The sequence below is a fragment of the Phormidesmis sp. 146-12 genome, from assembly GCF_052939495.1.
Window position 1 is genome coordinate 127,069 of the sequence record NZ_JBJPHS010000006.1, and the last position, 18,553, is coordinate 145,621.

18 protein-coding genes and 1 pseudogene are annotated in these 18,553 nt (G+C 48.4%); 17 read left to right on the plus strand and 2 right to left on the minus strand.

Going from position 1 to position 18,553, the window contains the following annotated elements; all coding sequences use genetic code 11:
* Window positions 1-10 precede the first annotated feature (10 nt).
* Window positions 11-487, plus strand: coding sequence for a chemotaxis protein CheW (locus ACKFKF_RS04770; protein ID WP_446866631.1), 477 nt, complete (start codon window positions 11-13; stop codon window positions 485-487).
* 29 nt (window positions 488-516) lie between these two features.
* A complete protein-coding gene (locus ACKFKF_RS04775; RefSeq protein ID WP_446866632.1) occupies window positions 517-2,391 on the plus strand; it encodes a hypothetical protein in 1,875 nt (624 codons plus the stop codon).
* Between the two features lie 460 nt (window positions 2,392-2,851).
* Here the strand turns inward: ACKFKF_RS04775 and ACKFKF_RS04780 are convergent, their stop codons facing one another.
* Window positions 2,852-3,115, minus strand: a complete 264-nt coding sequence (locus tag ACKFKF_RS04780; protein WP_446866633.1) for a hypothetical protein — start codon at window positions 3,113-3,115, stop codon at window positions 2,852-2,854.
* A gap of 75 nt (window positions 3,116-3,190) precedes the next feature.
* Here ACKFKF_RS04780 and ACKFKF_RS04785 point away from each other — a divergent pair, with 75 nt between their 5' ends.
* The 3 genes from ACKFKF_RS04785 (at window position 3,191) to ACKFKF_RS04795 (ending at window position 5,918) form a co-directional block, all read left to right on the plus strand.
* Window positions 3,191-3,985: a response regulator transcription factor gene (locus ACKFKF_RS04785; RefSeq protein WP_446866635.1), complete on the plus strand. Its 795-nt coding sequence runs from the start codon at window positions 3,191-3,193 to the stop codon at window positions 3,983-3,985.
* Window positions 3,986-4,179: 194 nt separating this feature from the next.
* Entirely contained in the window at window positions 4,180-4,638 is a 459-nt protein-coding gene (locus ACKFKF_RS04790; protein WP_446866639.1) for a response regulator, read from the plus strand.
* 113 nt (window positions 4,639-4,751) lie between these two features.
* Complete coding sequence (locus ACKFKF_RS04795; RefSeq protein ID WP_446866640.1) at window positions 4,752-5,918, plus strand: hypothetical protein; 1,167 nt, start codon at window positions 4,752-4,754, stop codon at window positions 5,916-5,918.
* Here the strand turns inward: ACKFKF_RS04795 and ACKFKF_RS04800 are convergent.
* Window positions 5,915-6,124: pseudogene (locus tag ACKFKF_RS04800) on the minus strand (IS4 family transposase); the annotation flags it as partial. The gene ACKFKF_RS04795 and the pseudogene ACKFKF_RS04800 overlap by 4 nt on opposite strands.
* Before the next feature lie 135 nt (window positions 6,125-6,259).
* Here ACKFKF_RS04800 and ACKFKF_RS04805 point away from each other — a divergent pair.
* The 12 genes from ACKFKF_RS04805 to ACKFKF_RS04860 all read left to right on the plus strand — a co-directional run bounded on the left by ACKFKF_RS04805 (window position 6,260) and on the right by ACKFKF_RS04860 (window position 18,513).
* Window positions 6,260-6,499, plus strand: coding sequence for a hypothetical protein (locus ACKFKF_RS04805; protein ID WP_446866641.1), 240 nt, complete (start codon window positions 6,260-6,262; stop codon window positions 6,497-6,499).
* A gap of 565 nt (window positions 6,500-7,064) precedes the next feature.
* Window positions 7,065-7,391, plus strand: a complete 327-nt coding sequence (locus ACKFKF_RS04810; protein WP_446866642.1) for a peptidoglycan-binding domain-containing protein — start codon at window positions 7,065-7,067, stop codon at window positions 7,389-7,391.
* A gap of 130 nt (window positions 7,392-7,521) precedes the next feature.
* Window positions 7,522-7,818, plus strand: coding sequence for a dioxygenase (locus ACKFKF_RS04815; RefSeq protein ID WP_446866643.1), 297 nt, complete (start codon window positions 7,522-7,524; stop codon window positions 7,816-7,818).
* 8 nt (window positions 7,819-7,826) lie between these two features.
* Window positions 7,827-8,429 (plus strand): dioxygenase family protein, encoded by a 603-nt coding sequence (locus ACKFKF_RS04820; RefSeq protein ID WP_446866644.1) that lies wholly within the window; start codon window positions 7,827-7,829, stop codon window positions 8,427-8,429.
* Window positions 8,404-8,868, plus strand: coding sequence for a lipocalin-like domain-containing protein (locus ACKFKF_RS04825; protein ID WP_446866646.1), 465 nt, complete (start codon window positions 8,404-8,406; stop codon window positions 8,866-8,868). Before ACKFKF_RS04820 ends, ACKFKF_RS04825 begins: the two co-directional genes overlap by 26 nt.
* Before the next feature lie 115 nt (window positions 8,869-8,983).
* Window positions 8,984-9,811 carry a hypothetical protein gene (locus tag ACKFKF_RS04830; RefSeq protein ID WP_446866647.1) on the plus strand — a complete coding sequence of 276 codons (828 nt, stop codon included), beginning with the start codon at window positions 8,984-8,986 and terminating at the stop codon, window positions 9,809-9,811.
* A 232-nt stretch (window positions 9,812-10,043) separates the two neighbouring features.
* Window positions 10,044-10,475: a hypothetical protein gene (locus ACKFKF_RS04835; RefSeq protein WP_446866648.1), complete on the plus strand. Its 432-nt coding sequence runs from the start codon at window positions 10,044-10,046 to the stop codon at window positions 10,473-10,475.
* A gap of 38 nt (window positions 10,476-10,513) precedes the next feature.
* The gene (locus tag ACKFKF_RS04840; RefSeq protein ID WP_446866650.1) at window positions 10,514-12,160 is read left to right on the plus strand and encodes a GAF domain-containing protein; all 1,647 of its coding nucleotides are present in this window, start codon (window positions 10,514-10,516) and stop codon (window positions 12,158-12,160) included.
* A gap of 293 nt (window positions 12,161-12,453) precedes the next feature.
* Window positions 12,454-13,062 (plus strand): c-type cytochrome, encoded by a 609-nt coding sequence (locus ACKFKF_RS04845; RefSeq protein WP_446866651.1) that lies wholly within the window; start codon window positions 12,454-12,456, stop codon window positions 13,060-13,062.
* Between the two features lie 69 nt (window positions 13,063-13,131).
* Window positions 13,132-13,719 (plus strand): c-type cytochrome, encoded by a 588-nt coding sequence (locus ACKFKF_RS04850; RefSeq protein ID WP_446866652.1) that lies wholly within the window; start codon window positions 13,132-13,134, stop codon window positions 13,717-13,719.
* Between the two features lie 6 nt (window positions 13,720-13,725).
* Window positions 13,726-16,767 carry a two-partner secretion domain-containing protein gene (locus ACKFKF_RS04855; protein WP_446866653.1) on the plus strand — a complete coding sequence of 1,014 codons (3,042 nt, stop codon included), beginning with the start codon at window positions 13,726-13,728 and terminating at the stop codon, window positions 16,765-16,767.
* 3 nt (window positions 16,768-16,770) lie between these two features.
* Window positions 16,771-18,513: a hypothetical protein gene (locus ACKFKF_RS04860; RefSeq protein WP_446866654.1), complete on the plus strand. Its 1,743-nt coding sequence runs from the start codon at window positions 16,771-16,773 to the stop codon at window positions 18,511-18,513.
* The last annotated feature ends 40 nt before the right edge of the window (window positions 18,514-18,553 follow it).

Sequence of the window (18,553 nt, forward strand, 5' to 3'; positions counted from 1 at the left end):
GGTGGAAACGATGCAAGATGGATTAAAAGCAGAAAAGTTTATTGCGTTTACCGTTGCAGATTATTGCTTGGCGCTGCCGATCGCAGAAGTTCTTCAGGTGGTGAAGTATCCCCTCAGCACCAATCATGAACTCAGCAAAATGGGGCTAGTCCAGCTTGGTCAGCACACGATTCGGGTTTTAGATTTGCATCAGCAGTTAGGGCTAGAAAATTCGGGTCAGTTATCCCGACCTTTTTTATTGATTACGCAAAATTCTTCAAAAGAATTCAATGCAATTCCCGTGGGTGAGCCACCCAGTTTGGTCGAGTTCCCGCGAGAGAGGATGCAGCGGTTGCCGCTGTCTAACCAGCAGTCAGGGCTGCTAGCGATCGCCAGTCATACTGCGGTCATCTCTCCTGAAGAAGCCACAACGACCATGTTTCTGCTAGACATCAACCGAATCCTGAACGCTTTCACTCCTTCTCTTTTGCCAGGGCAAAAAGATTGAAATCGCTGAAACAATTGGGAGTATTTGAGATGACAAACTACTGGGCGATCGCGATTGGCATTAATCAGTATCAGCATTTTCAACCGCTGCCAAACACTAATTCGGATGTCGTAGCGTTGCTAGATTTTTGGGTCAACGAGGCAAAATTTGCTTCAGATCACTGTGTGTTACTAGCAGATGTTTCTTCCACACCTGATGTCAAGGCAATCTATCCAAGTCAGAAAAATATTCACAACTGGATCGCCCAATTCTGCCAACAAGTGCAACCTGACGATTTCCTGTGGTGTTTCTTCAGTGGCTATGGAATACAGTTTGAAGGAAAAGATTACCTCTTACCGATCGATGGCAATCCAGATCAAATTTCTTCAACTGGAATTCTTGTAGAGTCCTTATTTGCGGATCTTCAATCGGCAGCAACGGGCAACATTGTGCTAGTACTAGAAATGCACCGGAGCCAAGGCAACCGGACAAACGATCGCCTGGGTGTTCAAACAGTCGCGTTATCAAATAAATGTGGAATTACTACTATCTTGTCTTATTCACCCACTCGATTAATGTCAGTAGCAAATCGAGGGCTGAGTGTTGCATTGCTAGAAGGAATGTGCCGTCACAATTGCTTAACGCTGGGTCAACTAATTCAGTATCTCGGCAGTCGAATACCGGAACTAAGTATCAACAACATGCATCTGGGGCAAAATTCAGTAGCGATCGTGCCCAATATTCAACAGCATCAACACCTCTTATCAGATACAAGCGGCACTAACCGACAAAGTAAACAACTTCCCCCTACAGAGCTTCCCGTTACACAACTTCCTTCTACAGAGCTTTCAGATCAGCTACCCCAAACAAATCTTTGGATGGACAAACTCTGGCAGGGTTCGGTGTTGGGAGGAATGATTGCGCTAATTGGTGCAACCCTCTTAAATCATTACGGAGGGAGAATCAGTTTTCTCTCCTTGAGGCTACCCCAATCTAGCTTTTTGCGTTCTAATCAGTACTCACCTTCTGAGAAAGCTAAGAAAGGATCATCTGATAAAACAGACGAGGCAGAAAAGTCACCTGATGCAACTAAATCTGATGCCAATTCCGATACTAAGACGGATCAGACTAAGCAAGATGATCAGTCTAAAGCACAGCCACCTCCACAATCACAACCTTCGTCTGAAACGATCGCAGCCTTAGAACGTGCCCGTAAAGAATTGCAAGCGCGACAGTATGAGAAAGCGTTGAATACCCTCGATCAGATTCCTGAGAATCAGCGCAGTGATGAGTGTAACCAGTTGCGCCAGCAGGTCAGCCAGGGGTTACTTAATGAAGCAAGAGCATTGATTAATCAAGTCGGCGGCTCGGATCATGTGAATCAGGCATCCAACTTTAGTCACGCGATCGCTAAGGCCCGTATCGTTCGTCCCGGAGATCCTCTCTATGATCAAGCTCAGAAGGACATTGAACGCTGGAGTCAGGTAATTTTGGACTTGGCTCAAGGACGGGCTAATCAAGGTAATTACAACAAGGCAATCTCTGCGGCTCAACTCATTTCCTCGAACCAAAAAAGCCTCTACCCAGCCGCCCAAGAGTCCATTTCTCAGTGGCAAAAAGCCAAAGCCAATCAAGCCATCCTGGAGCAGGCAAAACTCTCCATCCAACGGTTTCAAGCACCTTCGTATAGCCAGGCGATCGCCGCCATTCGCAGCATTCAACCTGATCAGCCTTTCTATAAGGAAGCTCAGACATTGACCAGGGAATGGAGCCAGTCTATCCTGAGTCTTGCCCGCGCTCACGCTGTTCAGGGCGAATTTGCGGAAGCCATTCAAACGGCGGGTTTTGTGCCACAAGATACTCCAGCCTATCAGGAGGCAAAGACCGCGATCGCTCAGTGGCGTAGCGATCGCAATAAGCAGTAGAGATTGAGTATTCGGTTCATGCTTGCTTAAGGTCTTGAGTTGTCCACCGTATTAGCAAGACTTGTCAGCTTATTAGAAATGACACTTGTTTATCCTCAGTTTGTCACCTTTGCCTGATTAACCTTGAGTAAGGCAACTACAGGCGAGAATACGAGCTTTGTGCATAGCTGTTTTTCAAGCTTGATCCTACTAGGCTTCGTTTCTCTGTGGCCTTCGGATCTCGAAAATATTGCATCTATCGGCATTGCTGAATTGCCATATGAAATGCCAGATTTGCCCTCACCCTAACCCTCTCCCAAAGAGCGAGTGAACAAGAACTCTGGCTCCCTTTTCCCTGGGGAGAAAGGTTGGGGAGGGCTGTGCCCCACTTCGTGAGGAGGGCAATTGATATTTGCATTCAGCAATGCCCAGCTATCTAATCTTTCGCGATTTTCAAACGTCTAGTAAGAATTTAGGAGAGTCATAAAATGAGTGTCATGGATGGGCAAGTCAATGCCTTTAAGTGGTTATTTCCGTTCTTGTTATCGATGCTTTTAATGTTGTCTGGGTGTAGCATCACTGAATTTACAAATCCCTTTTCTGACTCAGCAAAGACTGAAAGCCCAGTTCCCTCTTCAGAGCTAACGATCAAGGCTGCTCCTATCATAGACCCAATCGCCCCTGATTCCAAAGCACCTCCTACTAAGCCTGATTCGCCACTAGAGAAAGCTTCGAGAATAGCCACAGATAGTTCTCCACTGACTGAGCTATTGCTAGGCGAACAACTTAAGCAGTAAAGCAATCTTGCCGAGAGTGAACCATGTCTCAAATTCTGATTATCGACAATGATTTTACCTTCTCAGAACTACTTTCTGTAGAACTGGAAACAATTGGATACCAGGTAAGCTATGCCAGTGAAGGAATCAAGGGCCAAATTTTAGCTCAACAGCTTTTGCCAGATCTGATCATGCTGGATGTCCAACTTCCCAAAGTAGATGGATTTACGGTTTGTCGGCGCTTGCGGCAGGACGATCGTACCGCAAATATTCCAATTCTAGTCCTAACAGCTTTGTCGCAAACTCAAGACAAAGTTAAGGCATTTGATGCAGGGGCTGATGACTACCTGATTAAACCTTTTGCCTCAGAGGAGATGCTGGTCAGAGTTCAAGCGATTTTGCGGCGGGCAAAGAAGCGCCCCAAAGCAGCCAAGCCGACTGAAATCCTCAGCTATGGCCCTCTGACGCTAGTTCCTTCTCAGATGGAAGCCATTTGGTTTGGACAAACTATTAAAATTACTCCGATCGAGCTTGGTATCATCCACTGTCTACTTCAACGTCCTAATCAGGCAGTCTCGTCTCATGAGATTCTCAAGCAAGTTTGGGGATATGGCCCGGATGATGACATCGAAACAATTCGGGTTCACGTTAGAAACATTCGAGCCAAACTAGAACCCGATCGCTTCAATCCGTTTTATCTCAGAACAATTCATGGACGAGGATATCGCTTAGAGCTTCCAGACCGCTTTGGGTTACCCAAAAGAAACATTTTACCTGTCAATTTTTCATCCGTTAAGAAGCTTGAAACTGCAACGAAGTCTGTTGCTAACTTCTACTAAAGTGTGGTGGTTTGAGGACTGATGACACAGAGACTGCACAAAACCACTACGATCGCGTCCCTGATTTGTCACGACTCCTCGCTTACCTTAATTGATAAGCATCTACATTGTTTAACAATGCTCCTCATGTCGGTCACTCCCTGTCAGCGATCGAGACACGTTTGAAATAACATTGCAATCTTAGAGGCCGCAAGATGAAGACACTCCAGCAACCACAAGTCACACAGTTTTTGCGGGGTTCTTCCCCCCAGATTCGTCTTCTAATTGCAGATGCTCATACTGTTGGCAGGCAATTACTCGTCGATGCCTTGACTCAGGAAGATCTCAAAGTTGTTGGTCAAGCTAGAAACAGTGAAGAAACGCTTGAATTAGCAATGCGGCTATTGCCCGATGTGGTTGTTATAGATAGTTGTATGCCTGACGGTGAAGGAATCCTCGCCGTTCGCGAAATTCATCGACTCTATTCCTGGATTGAGATTCTCGTATTAACCTGCTCCGAGGAGACAGAATTTATCTGGCGATCGCTAGAAGCTGGAGCCTCAGAATATCTTCCCAAAAGTACGCCTTATGAGGAAATTGTTTCAACAGTTCGAGGGCTTCACTACGGCGTTATCCACAAAAAATCTAAGTGGCAGTATCCCGAAAAAACTTAAGTTTCTCATCAACTCCACCGCCGTAAAGTAAATTTTCAGACCTCCCTCGTAGCGTTAGTTATACGAAGGCCCTGTTTCAAAAATCTGTACCCTCAGACATAAGGTGCTTTGTCATGAATTCTATTCTGTCCAAAATTAAAAATCGTGTTCATAGTCAGGTACTGATCCTGACCAAAGCTGAGAAATATATTCATGTAGGAAATCGCTGGGTCTCAGAAACTCCCGGAGAGGCATTAGGTCACGGTCACAAGGCAGGGCAGGCACCTAAATCTTTCAAAGAAAAGTGCTTTCAAACTAGCATTGGAGTCGGACATTACCTACAACAGAGCAAACATTGGGTATTGAACACCTCCGAAAGGGCTTTGACGGAAGCTTACAGTGCTGCACAGATTCTCAAGCAAATCGAAAACGATCACTTTACCGGAGCTGAAGTTGCTGCGATCGCATACAGCGACAGTGTAGCAGCCTACTTTCATCTAGTATCCAAAAAATATCTGCTGATTATTCAAGTCAGGCTACTAGAATTTAGAGTGAGCCATGCGATCATCGATACTCCAAGTTCTAGCTATCCATCTAAGGGACTACAAACTAGCCCGACTTTAGACAAGCTGAAATTCATTGATGAAGTTCTCACTCACCATCAAACTCAACAAAATCAAACACAACAAAATCAAACACAAAATCAACAAGCCAATGTTGCTCGACCTGGAGATTTTGGCTTTGCAGACAAACAAACAGCCGATTGTTCTGAGCAAAAGCGCGACCCGTTAAGGAAGCAGATTAGGAATCCGTTTGAAGGTCAACTAGATGATTTGACCGACCATCAAACCAGCCATCCAATCGGCAGTCACTGGAAAGCGATCGAGCTTCTCCAACTTCCTTTTATAAAAGGGGGTCGCCTTGATGCTCCAACCAGAGCTACACCCCTGCCTCAAGCATTCCCATTGCAGCCTTGCTCCGGCGGAAATCTCGTGGCTAATGCAGGGATGGCTTCTATGCTAGTTGCCGGAGGGTTTGCAGCCGGAGGTGTATCTACTTGGGCAGCCCTATCAGTGCAAAACTCCTTGGCACCTGAATATAAACAGTCATCCTCAGAAGAACCGCACCCTAACCGAACGATGACTCTTGCTCCAAGTGCGATCGCCGCACCTGAAAGAATGCCTCTAGAGTCAAGTCGCTTAGGAGAAAAGCCAACGCAGCAAGTCAAGAAGCAGGTGACTCCTCAAGTGAGTGCTCAACTCCATAGCGCAAAGCAAGTTCATCGTAAATCAATACCCTAAGTACAGGACAAAAATTGTAGTACTTGCAGAAACTCACTCATTTTTTGCTCTAAGTTGAACACGGTATTGCGGAGACAATCTAAGCCATAGCGGAAGATACTTTTGGCTTTGCGTCTATGCTTTTTAAGGGTGAGTGGTTTGACGTGGTGCAACCACTCGCCAACTAGAATTGCCCAACACAAGGCTAATGAGAGTAGGGCTAACACACAAAAACAAACAAGTCAGCGAGGCAGAAAAGCAGCGGTAAAGACTTCCGAGAACCCCGCCGCGAAACCCTCCGGCAGAAGGAAGTCAGCTACAAAAGCAGAACCTCTCCCGACCAAACCTTCACGACAGGCAAAATGATTGAAGTGCTGTTCGGGTCATTGGATGACGCAGTGTTACCCAGAACGCGCCAGAGTGTAGCGTTGATGTTTTCTCATGGACTGCGGCGACGGGGCTATATCAAAGTGCAGGAAGACTCGGCTCACTATTGGCACAAGTCATGGAGTTGTCGTGTCAGAGACGATCGCTCAATCCACTCCCTGTTCTCTCTGACTTTGCGAATCCCAGAGGTAAGTCTAAACGTCTCGAATCACTGAACTCAGCGTTGTCAGTGATAAAGAGTGTGAGCAAGCCAGATCGAAAGGGGAAAAATCACAGCCGGAGAGCAGAGAGACGCATGAGGGCATCACTGCTGGGCAACTGACCCAATTCCCCTGCTTGACTGACAAAACTAGGAAGCTGGAATGCAAGAGAGGACAGTGAACTCACGCTTCAAGGAGTCGCGTTGTCGCTTGGAGGCAAAAGCAGGAGTCAGGTAAGCCCGATAGAAAGCGACTTGGAGGCAAAAGCAGGAGTCAGGTAAGCCCGATAGAAAGCGATAAACAGAGATCTCCCATTGTTGGGTGATAGCCAGTCGAATCTAGTCCCAACCGAGTTTGAGGTAACTTAGCTTTGTTCCAACTGACAGAGCATCGATGATTACCTATGAAGTCCTGAACATCTCTGGCGTGAGGGGATTAACGGATGCTCAGAAAGTGGCGCTCAGAACATTGGCGTGAGCTTAAGTTAGTGCTTTGCAGGCTTAACTTGTCTGGTCTATCGCTAACAAATGCCACAGACTGAAAGAGTCAGTTGCATCAACACCCCAGGAGCTTTTTCATCATGGCTATTCACTACACCAACGCTCAAATTCGCAGCATTCTTAACGGATTGGGGTTTAGAAGTCGCATTTTTAGTGACGATCGTACCAACCCCAGCTTTCCCTACACCGAGGACAACAGTCCCCTGACCGACCCTACAACTCAACATGCCATCCGCAAATTTCAGACGGAATACAAGCTGGGAGTAGATGGAACTGCGGGTTCAGAGACCAAGGCAAAACTAGAACAGGTGATACGAATCCTGCACAGCGAGTTGAGGGCCCTGGTTGATCCCAGGTTTCCCACGGATCAGCCCTTTTACGGACTGCAAATGATCGCGGCGATGTGAGCTTATCAACGTCAACTCGCTGAGGATGGCATTGCAACGCTACCCGTGCGCGAAAAGCTGTATGAAAGCTCTGGCGGGACGGTAGCAGTCGAGCTAGCTGAAAGTTTGGCAGTCTAAACAGGAGTCTAATATGAACATTACACTCGATACCATCACGCAAGCTGTGATTGAGCATGGCGATCGCGGTCAATCTCATCCGCGCCTGTATGAAATTTATACCAGTCTGGTTCAACATCTACATGATTTTGCGCGGGAGGTAAATCTCACTGAACCAGAATTGCAGCAGGGACGCAATTTTATTAATCAGGCAAGTCACCACACGCAAGAGATTCCAACGGGAGAAATTCATATGTTGACGGATCTACTAGGGCTTTCAGAGTTAGTAGAGTTGTTGCATGATGCCCTCGTGGCACAGAAAGCAATCTAGAAGGCCCGTTGTATGTACCAAATGCACCAGAACGACAGACAGGCGATCGTTTAGGCATTGATCCAGAAGGTAGCATACTTCTTCTGTCAGGTCGGGTGTTGGACTTGAACGGTGAGCCGATCGCGAATGCGCTACTTGATGTTTGGCAGCCCAATTCTAAAGGGCTGTATGACATTCAAGATTTATCTCAACCCCAGGGAAACTTTCGAGGGCGTTTCACCACAGATGCTAGTGGTAAGTATGGGTTTGAGACTGTAGTGCCGATGGGTTACAACGTGCCAGCTAGTGGCCCCTCTGGAGAATTGCTGAGGTCACTGGGGCGGCATACTTGGCGGGCGGCTCACATCCATTTCAAAGTTAGTGCCCTGAATTATACTTCGTTGACCACACAGGCTTTTATTGCGGGTGATCCCCATCTTGATTCTGATACTACTTTTGCGGTGCGATCGGCAATTGTTCAACTTCAAAAGCACGAAGCACTGGACGAAAAGGCCCATCCAAGTAGTCCGTTCTACACGACCGAGTTTGACTTTGTGTTGAAACCCGCTACTCTGGCGGAAAGCCACAAAGCAACAGCCGAACATTATGCCTACGCAATTGATGCCCAATAATCCACTAGTTGGAACGTGGAAGTTAGTTTCTGCAACTGCTATTCACGCTGATGGAACGATAACTCCAGCCGTGTATGGATTGAATCCAACTGGCTACATTACCTACACAGCGGATGGTCGCATGATGGTGATGTTTTCCAGAAGCGATCGCTTACCCTTGAGCCGAGAGATACGATCGCCCTTGAGCCGAGAGATTCAATCTATACCCGTTGAGGAACTTGCTCAAGCCTTCACAACATTCAATGCTTATGCGGGAACTTACACACTGAACGGCAACACAGTCATTCACCAGGTTGAAATTGCATCGATTCCCAATCGAGTTGGGACAACGTTGATTCGCACCTTCATCTTGACTGAGAACCAAGTAGCGCTGAGAACGCCACCCGTTATGAGTGATAGCATTGAGCAGTGCTTCGAGTTGGTCTGGGAGCGCGCTTAAACAACAGAAGTGCGATCGTGATTCGTTGCTAAAGTGAGATTGTGCCGTTCTTGATTGTGCTAGAAACACCCTTGATCGCAACTAGCCAAACATTTCTATCTCAGGAGAACACCTTATGAAAGCGATCGCATCAAAAATAGCAGTGATCATCGCATTAACCGCTGGTGTAATTGGTATGTCAGCCGCACTTAAAACATTGCTAATCGGTACGGAAGCCAGAGCATCCTCTCCAGATGCAATCAAACAACATCAGCAGGAAGTGACGAATCGATGTCTGCAAGTGAGCGGATTGCGAAACCCTCAGCCCGGCAGTATTGTCACCTTTGGGGATGATGTCGGCTACGATGCGCTGATGGTGCGAGGCAACTATCCTCAACCCCACATGAACAATCAAATGGGGCAATCCCTCTGCTTGTTCAACCGTCGAACCCGGCAAGCCTGTAGCAGTGACGCTGGTCAGCCTAATCGCTATACAAGCCATCGCTCTGGATTCCAGTTTGACTATCCTGCTGGCTTTGTGGTGGAGTCTAAATCATCTTCAGGGAAAGGAGACGATCGTTCCCTTGAATGGGTTAATCTGTGGACTCAGCATGATTATGACGGAATTAAATCGAACGTCACGCCTACCGAATTGCCGCCCAATGTTAGCGTCGCCTTGCAGAAAAATCCACAACGGTTGGGGTTGTTAGATTGGGTGTGGCGAAGGCGAAGCAGCCAATTTGTGTCGCCTGCTCGCTTTACGTCCTTAACAGTAGCAGGACAGACTGCGATCGCGTTCCAGTCAACTGGACTCTACGACTATGAGAATGTGGTACTGGCAATGCCCACTAGTTCAGATGTTATGGTGATCAGATTGGCCAAAGACGGTTTGCCTGAGCGCAATGCTACCTATCGCCCTGTCTTTCAGCAAGTTATCTCCAGCCTTCAGTTTTCAGCCAGATGACTCTTACGGCTCACTCAGATCTTGCACCAGTCTCAACGAGTGCCCGACCACCCGCCCTGAAATCAATTTCGGGCTAACAGCTAAAGTCCGCTGAAGCTTACTGGGCAAGCGTTTTAACCTATTTCAATGGGTTTGGGCTATTGGCCGCGATTTCTGTTCTCCCAAATTACTTAGGGCAATGATGGGAAGTTTTGTTCCAATTTCAGCCCTGCTATTTTGTTTCGCACTTGCAATGACTCAGGCAAAGTTGACTTGTCATCACTGCGATCGTACCAGCTATGTTTGGATTGGGATGAGTCTATTAGGATTGATTACAGCAATTCTCAGTGCGATCGCCGTAGGGCTTCTATCGATTACTCTGTTTCGATTGGATGTGCTGCAAAATGGACAACATGGCGCGATCGCTTCTATGGGAATGGTGGTAATTTTTACTGTGGTTATGACGCTATCGCAATGGATTATCCTGCGGCAAAGCGTTACGGCACCAGTCCTGCAAGCCTCTCTCAACGTAGTTCTCGGAACGGCGATATGGCTATTGTTTGTATCGAGAATCTTAGAGTATGAAGACACAGTGCTGGGATTGCCCTTATTCGCTGTCCTTTCAATTGGTTTGGGCGCGGCGCTAGGAGGCGTAATCCACAAAGTTTTGAACCTTATAGATTAGGACGGCTGACAACTGGACTCAAGGACTCAGAAACTACCATGACTGTCAATGCTACTGCTACCCTTCTGTCTGGTCATGCTCCGATTCCTGCCAAAATCAGGCAGATCGTTTTCGTAATTCTACTAGTTACCTGCGCCACAGGCATTGCCAATGTCTTTGGTCGGTTTGATCAACTGTGCCATCTGGCAGCGACCTACTATCACCGATACCTAGCCCAAGCGGGATTATCGGATAGCTTCTATGTTTGGTATTTTCTATCGTCAGAAACCCTACTAGCGCTAACGTTTGCTATTACTGGCAGCATTATTGCTCTCCACCCATCGACCACATGGATCACACTCTTTGCGGCGATCGCGCTGATGCTATTTGGAGTCACGGTGCCACCTCCGATGCACGCTCTAGTTACGTTGCAGGGTTCTATCCATCCAATCTTGTGCTTTGTCCATGCGATCGGCTTTGCGCTATTTGTAATTTTTCTCTACATCTTTCCTGATGGTCGATTTGTCCCTCGCTGGACGGGACTTCTTGCGGTCGTGCTGATTGCTTGGTCAGTCATGTGGCCCTTTTATCCACCACTCAATCCTTATCGATGGACTCATACACTTCCTTTTCTAGTACTCAACTTCTGGTTTGCCACTGGCATTGGGATTCAAATTTACCGCTACACACACATCTCTAGCCCAGTACAACAACAGCAAACTAAATGGGTGGTGTTTGGCTTAACTGCGGCAGTTTTGGGAGATTTTGTGACTCATATTGCCTGGTACATCTTTCCCTCGTTGGAGAAGGGGCCAGATTGGATGCTACAAATAGGCCATCAACCATTTTTTATTGCTTCACAGCTACTTGCCCCCTTAGCGATCGCAGTCTCGATCCTTCGCTATGGGCTGTGGGAAATTGACTTTATTATCAATCGCGCCGTTGTTTACGGGCTGTTAACCACTGTTCTAGCGGCGGTTTGGACTGCGATCGCAAAGCTACTAGAGTTGGCATCCGCAGAAGTGATTGGTGAGAGTGCGATTCCACTCGTGGCGGGTTTGGCGGTACTGGGAGTTGGTTTAATTTTTGGGTCAGTTCGCCAAAGGCTGGAAACCTGGGTAAATCGTCATTTCTACCCGCATAAACTAGATCTAAGCCGCGATTTTGTTGAGTTTTTGCCAGAAGCTCGTGCCACGATCGACCTTTCGGATCTATTGCAGATTCTCATTCATCGCACGCTCGAAATTCTGCATATTTTGCATGGTGCGATCTTTATCAAAGATGCCAATGATCAGCTTCAACTGGCAGAAGTTCAGCACCTATCACCTGAAGCCGTGCAGTCGATTGAATGGAGCGATCGCTCACTCGATCAGATGCACAAAGGCGAAGTGATCAGACAGCCTGAGAGTAGTGCTTTTTCGCTACTTGTACCATTGATGCTGCAACGAGGTGAGCGATCGGAGCTAATTGGAGTGCTGGCGTTAGGGCCTCGGCAAGATGGACGACAATATTCAATGGATGAGTTGTGGACATTTAAAAAGTTGGCAAATCGGGCTGGTACAGCTATCTACATTGCCCAACTCAACAGGTCAAACACCTTAAAACTTAAGCAGCAAATGATAGCACTAGAAAATCGGGTAGAATTATTAGAATCTCGATTCAATCAGTCAATAAAACCACCTTCTGAGTACAATCCAAAGCCCTAGAGTAGTACATCAATTTCTAATTCTGATGTGAATTCGATGAAATCCTTCACTACGGTTACAAATCCGGGCAGCCCCCTAAATCCCCCAAATTTGAGGGACTTTGAACGAGAAATCGGCTCTGGAAGTCCCCCAGAACTGGGGGGTTGGGGGGCAGAAGCGCTCAGTAACGAAGCGCCCCCCCCATCGAATTCACGTTAATTTTGGGTTGTGCAAGTTTTAACCCAGCGAAGAAGACTATACAGATCTGAGGCAAGTTACGGGTATCAAGACAGCTTTTATTCCAGAGGTACTCAATGAAAAGTAGATCTAGAATCTTGTCTGGTTTTATCTTCTTGTTTGTCCTAGCTGGCATAGTGCTAGTGGGCATGACAGGCGCATATAGCAATGACGATTTTTCGCGCAATCTTGGTAACCCGCGTTTGATTCAACGAGGCCGATATCTAGTAGTAGCAGCAGGTAATTGTGCTGGATGTCATAGTCGCAACAGATCACCTGACGATCCGACGTGGCTTGCGGGCTACTTACCAGAAACCCCAGGATTGCCCTTTCAAGTGGGGCAGTTTCAAATCTATCCGTCCAACATTACTCCCGACGATGAAACGGGCATTGGTAGTTGGACTCCTCAGCAAGTTTTTAACTCTCTAAGTCACGGGAAAGATAATGAAGGCAATACGATTTGCCCACCCATGCCCTGGGTCTACTTTCGGAATCAGCGCGATCGTGACAATTGGGCGATCGTCGCTTATTTGAAGAATGGTATTAAGCCTGTTAAGAATCAAGTTCCTGCAAACACCGCTCCTGATGGAACTCGTCCAGACTGTTCACCGCTATTTCAAGAGGCCCAGTCGCTGCCTGCTTATCCTGGCACAAATGAAATTAAAGTTCGGAGCGATCGACGTTAGTGAAACGCCCTTTCTGTCGGTCTTCTAGAGTCACTGTGTTTATAACTTTTTCTATTCCAGAGGTGCTCAATGAAAAGCAGACATCGCATCCTGTCCGGAGTTCTCTCTTTGGTAGTGCTAGTCAGTGTGATATGTTTGGGCATGACTAGTGCTTATGGTCGAGACAATCTTTCTAATCTGGCAAACCCAAGCCTAGTTCGGCGGGGTCGCTATCTGGTGACTGGCGTGACTCATTGCGCTGACTGCCACAGTGCGGGTAAAACTCCCAACGATCCGTCGTGGCTGAGTGGATACCGATTGGGCAGTCCAGAGGGTGCGTTTACGATCGGCCCTAACACCACGGTTTATGCTTCCAATCTCACCCCTGACCAAGAAACGGGAATTGGTAGTTGGACTCCTCAGCAAGTCTTTGCGTCGCTGCGTCACGGGCAGGATAATGAAGGCAAAACACTCTGTCCACCGATGCCCTGGGACTATCTTCGCAACTTGACCGATCGGGATACCTGGGCTATCGTGGCTTATCTGCGGAATGGCATCAAACCCGTTAATAACTCAGTACCCGAAAATATTGGGCCGGGTGGAATGCCCCCAGACTGTGCCCCGTTGTATGAGGGATTAAAGCCGTTGCCTGCGTATCCTGGTGCAAATGAGAGGTAATGAGAGATGACTCAGCATTGTTGTCAGAGACAATCCGGTTTGAGGCGCTATGGGTTTCGGTTAGGGTTACGGCTTGCGATCGGGGGGATTGTCTTTGGCTGGCTGGGTGTTGGCAGTGTGGGACTGGCGCAAGTGGTGGGTGATGATACATTGCCTAATGGGGAGCGATCTGTGGTAACAGATATCTCTTCGAGATCGCAAGTCTCCGGCAATCCAAATTTTCAAATTAATGGGGGGGCAGTTCGGGGCAATACATTGTTGCATAGCTTCGATCGCTTCTCTGTACCGACGGGTGGTAGTGCGAATTTTAACAATGCAGCAAATATTACTTATATCCTGAGTCGAGTTACGGGATCAAGTCTTTCTAACATTGATGGATTGATTCGGGCGAATGGTGCTGCCAATGTATTTTTAATGAATCCTAATGGCATTGTTTTCGGTACAAATGCCCAGCTAAACATTGGTGGATCGTTTGTCGGAACTACAGCGAATGCGATCGACTTGGTAAATGGCGATCGCTTCTTTGCAAATCCTGATCAACCCTTGCCCAACCAATTATTGAATGTTAACCCGAATGCGTTTTTGTTTAACCAATTGGCGACGCAGGCGATCGTCAATCGCTCCACGGCGAACAACATTGGGTTGAGAGTGCCAGCAGAGCGAAGTCTCTTGCTGGTCGGCGGTGATGTGCGGTTTGAGAGTGGTCGAATTGTGTCTCCCGGCAGCCGCGTGGAGTTAGCAGGTGTTTCTGGACAGGGAACGATCGCCCTTACGGGAACCGGAAATGATCTGGGGTTGAGTGTCCCAGATGGGGTAGTGCGATCGGATGTTTCCCTTGATCGAAGTACAGTTGATGTCCGTAGTCGGGATGGTGGAAGTATTGCAGTTACTGCCCGTAACCTCCTGGTAGAAAGCGGTGCGCTGCGGGCTGGCATTAATCAAGGGCTGGGATTTGTGGGCGCTCAAGCGGGGGGTTTAGAGTTGAATGCAACGGATGCTATCACTGTGGGGGGGCAGAGCCGAATTTCTAATGATGTGGGAGCGGGCGCGATCGGGAATGCAGGCAATCTCAACATCACCACTAAATCTCTCTCTGTGTTCGGTCCTGCTATCCTGATTGTCTCTACTTTTGGGCAGGGCAATGCAGGCAATCTCATCATTAATGCCTATGACAGCCTCTCCCTGGATGGTAGCACTGGAAGGACTCCTAGTGGCATATTGAATCGGGTAGGTAACGGAGGGATCGGACAGGGTGGAGAGATTCGCATCACCACGGGTTCCTTGTCCCTAATCAATGGCGCTCAACTAGCTGCTAACACTTTTGGGCAGGGCAATGCAGGCAATGTGATCATCAACGTCCGTGACACCCTCCTCATAGATGGTACGAGTGGAAGATTAGGCAGTGGTGTCTTTAATACGGTGGAGGCAGGAGCGATCGGACAGGGTGGGAATATTCACATCACCGCAAACTCCCTCTCTGTAACCAATCGCTCTCAAGTGGGTGCTGGCACTTCAGGGCAGGGCAACGCAGGGAATGTCATTATCGATGTCCATGAAAATATCTTCCAAGATAGAGGTGATATTCTCAGCCTCGTGAGGCAAGGGGCGATCGGACAGGGTGGAGAGATTCGCATCAGCGCAGGTTCCCTTTCCCTGGCCAGTAGCTCTCAGTTGCTTGCCAATACTCGTGGTCAAGGCAATGCTGGGAATGTGACCATTGATCTTCGCGACACCTTTCTCGTAGATGGCAGCAACGTAGATGGGCAACTTGCAACAGGTGTTTTAAGCCGTGTAGACCCAGGAGCAATCGGACGGGGTGGAGAGATTCGGATTACCGCAGGCTCCCTTTTCTTAAACAATGGCGCTCAACTGATTGCTAGCACCAGAGGTCAGGGTAATGCAGGCAACGTGTTCATTAATGTCCGCGACACCTTCTCTCTGGATAGCAAAAATTATGAGCAATTTGGAGGGACTGCTGTTTTCAGTTCAGTGGAACTAGGGGGGATCGGACAGGGTGGGGAGATTCGTATCACCACAGGCTCTCTCTCCCTAACCACTGGCGCTCAACTGATTGCCAACACCACTGGACGGGGCGATGCAGGCAATGTGATGATTAACGCTCGTGACACGATCTTTTTGGATGGCGCATCTGAAGATGGGCTGTTCCGCAGCGGTGTTTTAAGCAATGTGAGCCAAGGGGCGATCGGGCAGGGTGGAACCATTCGCATCAACACTGGAGAGTTGCTTGTTCAGAATGGCGCTCGAATCACAGTGAACAGCCAAGGAACGGGAATTGCAGGCAACCTGGAAGCTAGTGCCCAAAAGATTCGCGTCCTTAACCGAGGTCAATTGACCGCAGAAACCAACAGTACTCAGGGCGGCAATATCCGTCTCAATGTGGGCGAGTTACTCCTACTTCGCAACAATAGTTTGATTTCTACTACCGCAGGTACAGCGCAAGCAGGGGGTGACGGCGGCAATATTCGGATTAATGCACCGTTTATTGTTTCGGTGTTGGGTGAAGATAATGACATTCGAGCCAATGCGTTTCTGGGGCGCGGTGGCAACATCAATATTTCTACCCAAGGCATTTTTGGCATCCAGTTTGCCCCACAGTCTACGCCCAGAAGTGACATCACCGCTAGTTCGCAATTTGGCGTAAATGGGATTGTCGAGATCACTACATTGGATACTGATCCCAGTCGAGGGACAATAGAATTGCCTAGCGGCTTAGTAGACTCCTCACGATCGATTGTGCAGGGCTGTCCTGCCGATCGGGGCAATTCCTTCGTCGTCACCGGGCAGGGTGGGTTGCCTCCAACACCCGATCAATCCACCGAAGATGAGGCAGGCTGGCGCGATCGACGAGGGTTTGCAGAACAAACAACAGGACAACAAAGCAGTGCCCAACCTCACCCTGTAGTCCCTAGTCCGATTGTTGAAGCAACTGGTTGGGTCAGACTTGCCGATGGCTCCGTGACTCTGATCGCTGCTGTGCCTGATAGTCTCCGCCAACCTCATAGCCCCGCCCACTGCAATGGTTCATAGCCCATGTCTCACCCTATCTACTTCGTGAAGTCCGGTTTACTGCGCCAGTTGTCTAAACAACGATGGCTCCGAATCGTGGGCTGGTTTATTGCAGCATGGCTAACCATCCTCCTCGGATTCTCTGCACCCTCAACATCAACGACTGTGCCCGATCCGCTCCAACCTGGAGAACGCCTCTATCAGGCAGAACAATTTACAGATGCGATCGCCCTTTGGCAGCCCGTAGCCGCTAACTTTGCCCGTCAAAGCGATCCTCTCAATCAGGCACGAACACTGAATGCCATCGCAACAGCCTTTGAGCAACTGGGTGACTGGAAAGCAGCAAATCAGGCAATCTCAGAAAGTTTAAGCCTGTTAGCGAAACTATCCACATCAGATCATAGATCCCGTCCCAACCCTGTGTTTCTAATCGCACAAGCGCTGAATATTCAAGGCAACCTGCAACTACGCCAGGGGAAAGCGATCGAAGCATTGTCAAGCTGGGAACGTGCCGAAGCGACCTATGGGCAAATAGGCGATGCTGTAGGTCAAATTGGTAGCCAAATCAATCAGACTCGCGCCCTACAAGCTCTAGGATTCTATCGTCGTGCGGCTACGCTATTAGAACAAATTGCCCAGAAACTGCAAAGCCAACCTGACAATGCTCTCAAAGTAGCAGGATTGCAAAACTTGGGCAATGTTTTGCAGCGAGTGGGAGATCGCACCCGTGCCCGACAGGTCTTGCAGCAAAGTTTGGCGATCGCAGAACGTCTGCGTAACACCGGGCAAATCTCCCCAACAGAAGCCAACACCAGCATCAGCAGCATTCTTCTGAGTTTGGGAAATCTGGCACGATCGACCTTACCCTCCACAGCACAGCCAGAGCCAACCACCCCATTTTCTGAAGCATTGACTTTATATCGTCAAGCGGCAGACATTTCCTCCTCACCGACTCTAAAGCTGAAAGCTCAAGCCGAGCAACTGAGTTTATTTGTTGAGTCGGCACAACCAACTCCCGCACTAGATTTGTGGGCGCAAATTCAACCCCAACTCACCAAACTGCCCGCTAGTCGCACCGCAATATATACCCGCATTCACCTGGCGCAGACGCTAACTCAATGGAACAATGTAACTGTAAAATCCGACACAGCGCAACTGTTGGCAACGGCAATTTTGCAAGCTCGTGATCTGAGCGATCGCCGTGCCGAATCCTATGCTCTGGGAACGCTTGGCCATTTGTATGAACAATCCCAACAATGGGAACATGCCCGATCGCTCACTCAGCAAGCATTGACTCAAGCAACTTACGCCCCTGATATTGCCTACCAATGGCAGTGGCAACTAGGGCGAATTGATTGTCAGGGCACTCAGTTCTGTGCGGCTACGGGCAACCTGCAATCAGCCATCACTGCTTATAGCGAAGCCGTCAATTTGTTGCGATCGCTCCGCACCGATCTAGTAGCAATTAATCCAGATGTCCAGTTTTCGTTTCAGCAGCAAGTAGAACCTGTGTATCGGCAGTTTGTCGAACTATTGTTGCAAGCGACTCCTAGCGCACCTAGTCAGCAAAACCTCAAACAGGCGCGAGACGTGATTGAATCGCTGCAATTGGCAGAGCTTGACAACTTCTTTCGATCGGCGTGTCTGACTGTTCGCCCCGTCCAGATTGACCAGATTAATCCCCAATCGGCGGTCATCTATCCAATTATTCTGCCCAACCGTTTAGCCGTGATTTTGGCACTGCCCAACCAACCCCTGCTTGACTGACAAAACTAGGAAGCCGGAATGCAAGAGAGGACAGTAAATT

Excerpts from the sequence above, each read along its gene's own strand:
- ACKFKF_RS04855 (WP_446866653.1), top strand. The coding sequence starts at position 13,726 with ATGACTCAGCATTGTTGTCAGAGACAATCCGGTTTGAGGCGCTATGGG.
- ACKFKF_RS04805 (WP_446866641.1), top strand. The coding sequence starts at position 6,260 with ATGATTGAAGTGCTGTTCGGGTCATTGGATGACGCAGTGTTACCCAGA.
- ACKFKF_RS04770 (WP_446866631.1), top strand. The coding sequence starts at position 11 with ATGCAAGATGGATTAAAAGCAGAAAAGTTTATTGCGTTTACCGTTGCA.
- ACKFKF_RS04830 (WP_446866647.1), top strand. The coding sequence starts at position 8,984 with ATGAAAGCGATCGCATCAAAAATAGCAGTGATCATCGCATTAACCGCT.
- ACKFKF_RS04790 (WP_446866639.1), top strand. The coding sequence starts at position 4,180 with ATGAAGACACTCCAGCAACCACAAGTCACACAGTTTTTGCGGGGTTCT.
- ACKFKF_RS04860 (WP_446866654.1), top strand. The coding sequence starts at position 16,771 with ATGTCTCACCCTATCTACTTCGTGAAGTCCGGTTTACTGCGCCAGTTG.
- ACKFKF_RS04850 (WP_446866652.1), top strand. The coding sequence starts at position 13,132 with ATGAAAAGCAGACATCGCATCCTGTCCGGAGTTCTCTCTTTGGTAGTG.
- ACKFKF_RS04845 (WP_446866651.1), top strand. The coding sequence starts at position 12,454 with ATGAAAAGTAGATCTAGAATCTTGTCTGGTTTTATCTTCTTGTTTGTC.
- ACKFKF_RS04815 (WP_446866643.1), top strand. The coding sequence starts at position 7,522 with ATGAACATTACACTCGATACCATCACGCAAGCTGTGATTGAGCATGGC.
- ACKFKF_RS04775 (WP_446866632.1), top strand. The coding sequence starts at position 517 with ATGACAAACTACTGGGCGATCGCGATTGGCATTAATCAGTATCAGCAT.
- ACKFKF_RS04840 (WP_446866650.1), top strand. The coding sequence starts at position 10,514 with ATGACTGTCAATGCTACTGCTACCCTTCTGTCTGGTCATGCTCCGATT.
- ACKFKF_RS04810 (WP_446866642.1), top strand. The coding sequence starts at position 7,065 with ATGGCTATTCACTACACCAACGCTCAAATTCGCAGCATTCTTAACGGA.
- ACKFKF_RS04785 (WP_446866635.1), top strand. The coding sequence starts at position 3,191 with ATGTCTCAAATTCTGATTATCGACAATGATTTTACCTTCTCAGAACTA.
- ACKFKF_RS04825 (WP_446866646.1), top strand. The coding sequence starts at position 8,404 with ATGCCTACGCAATTGATGCCCAATAATCCACTAGTTGGAACGTGGAAG.
- ACKFKF_RS04835 (WP_446866648.1), top strand. The coding sequence starts at position 10,044 with ATGACTCAGGCAAAGTTGACTTGTCATCACTGCGATCGTACCAGCTAT.
- ACKFKF_RS04795 (WP_446866640.1), top strand. The coding sequence starts at position 4,752 with ATGAATTCTATTCTGTCCAAAATTAAAAATCGTGTTCATAGTCAGGTA.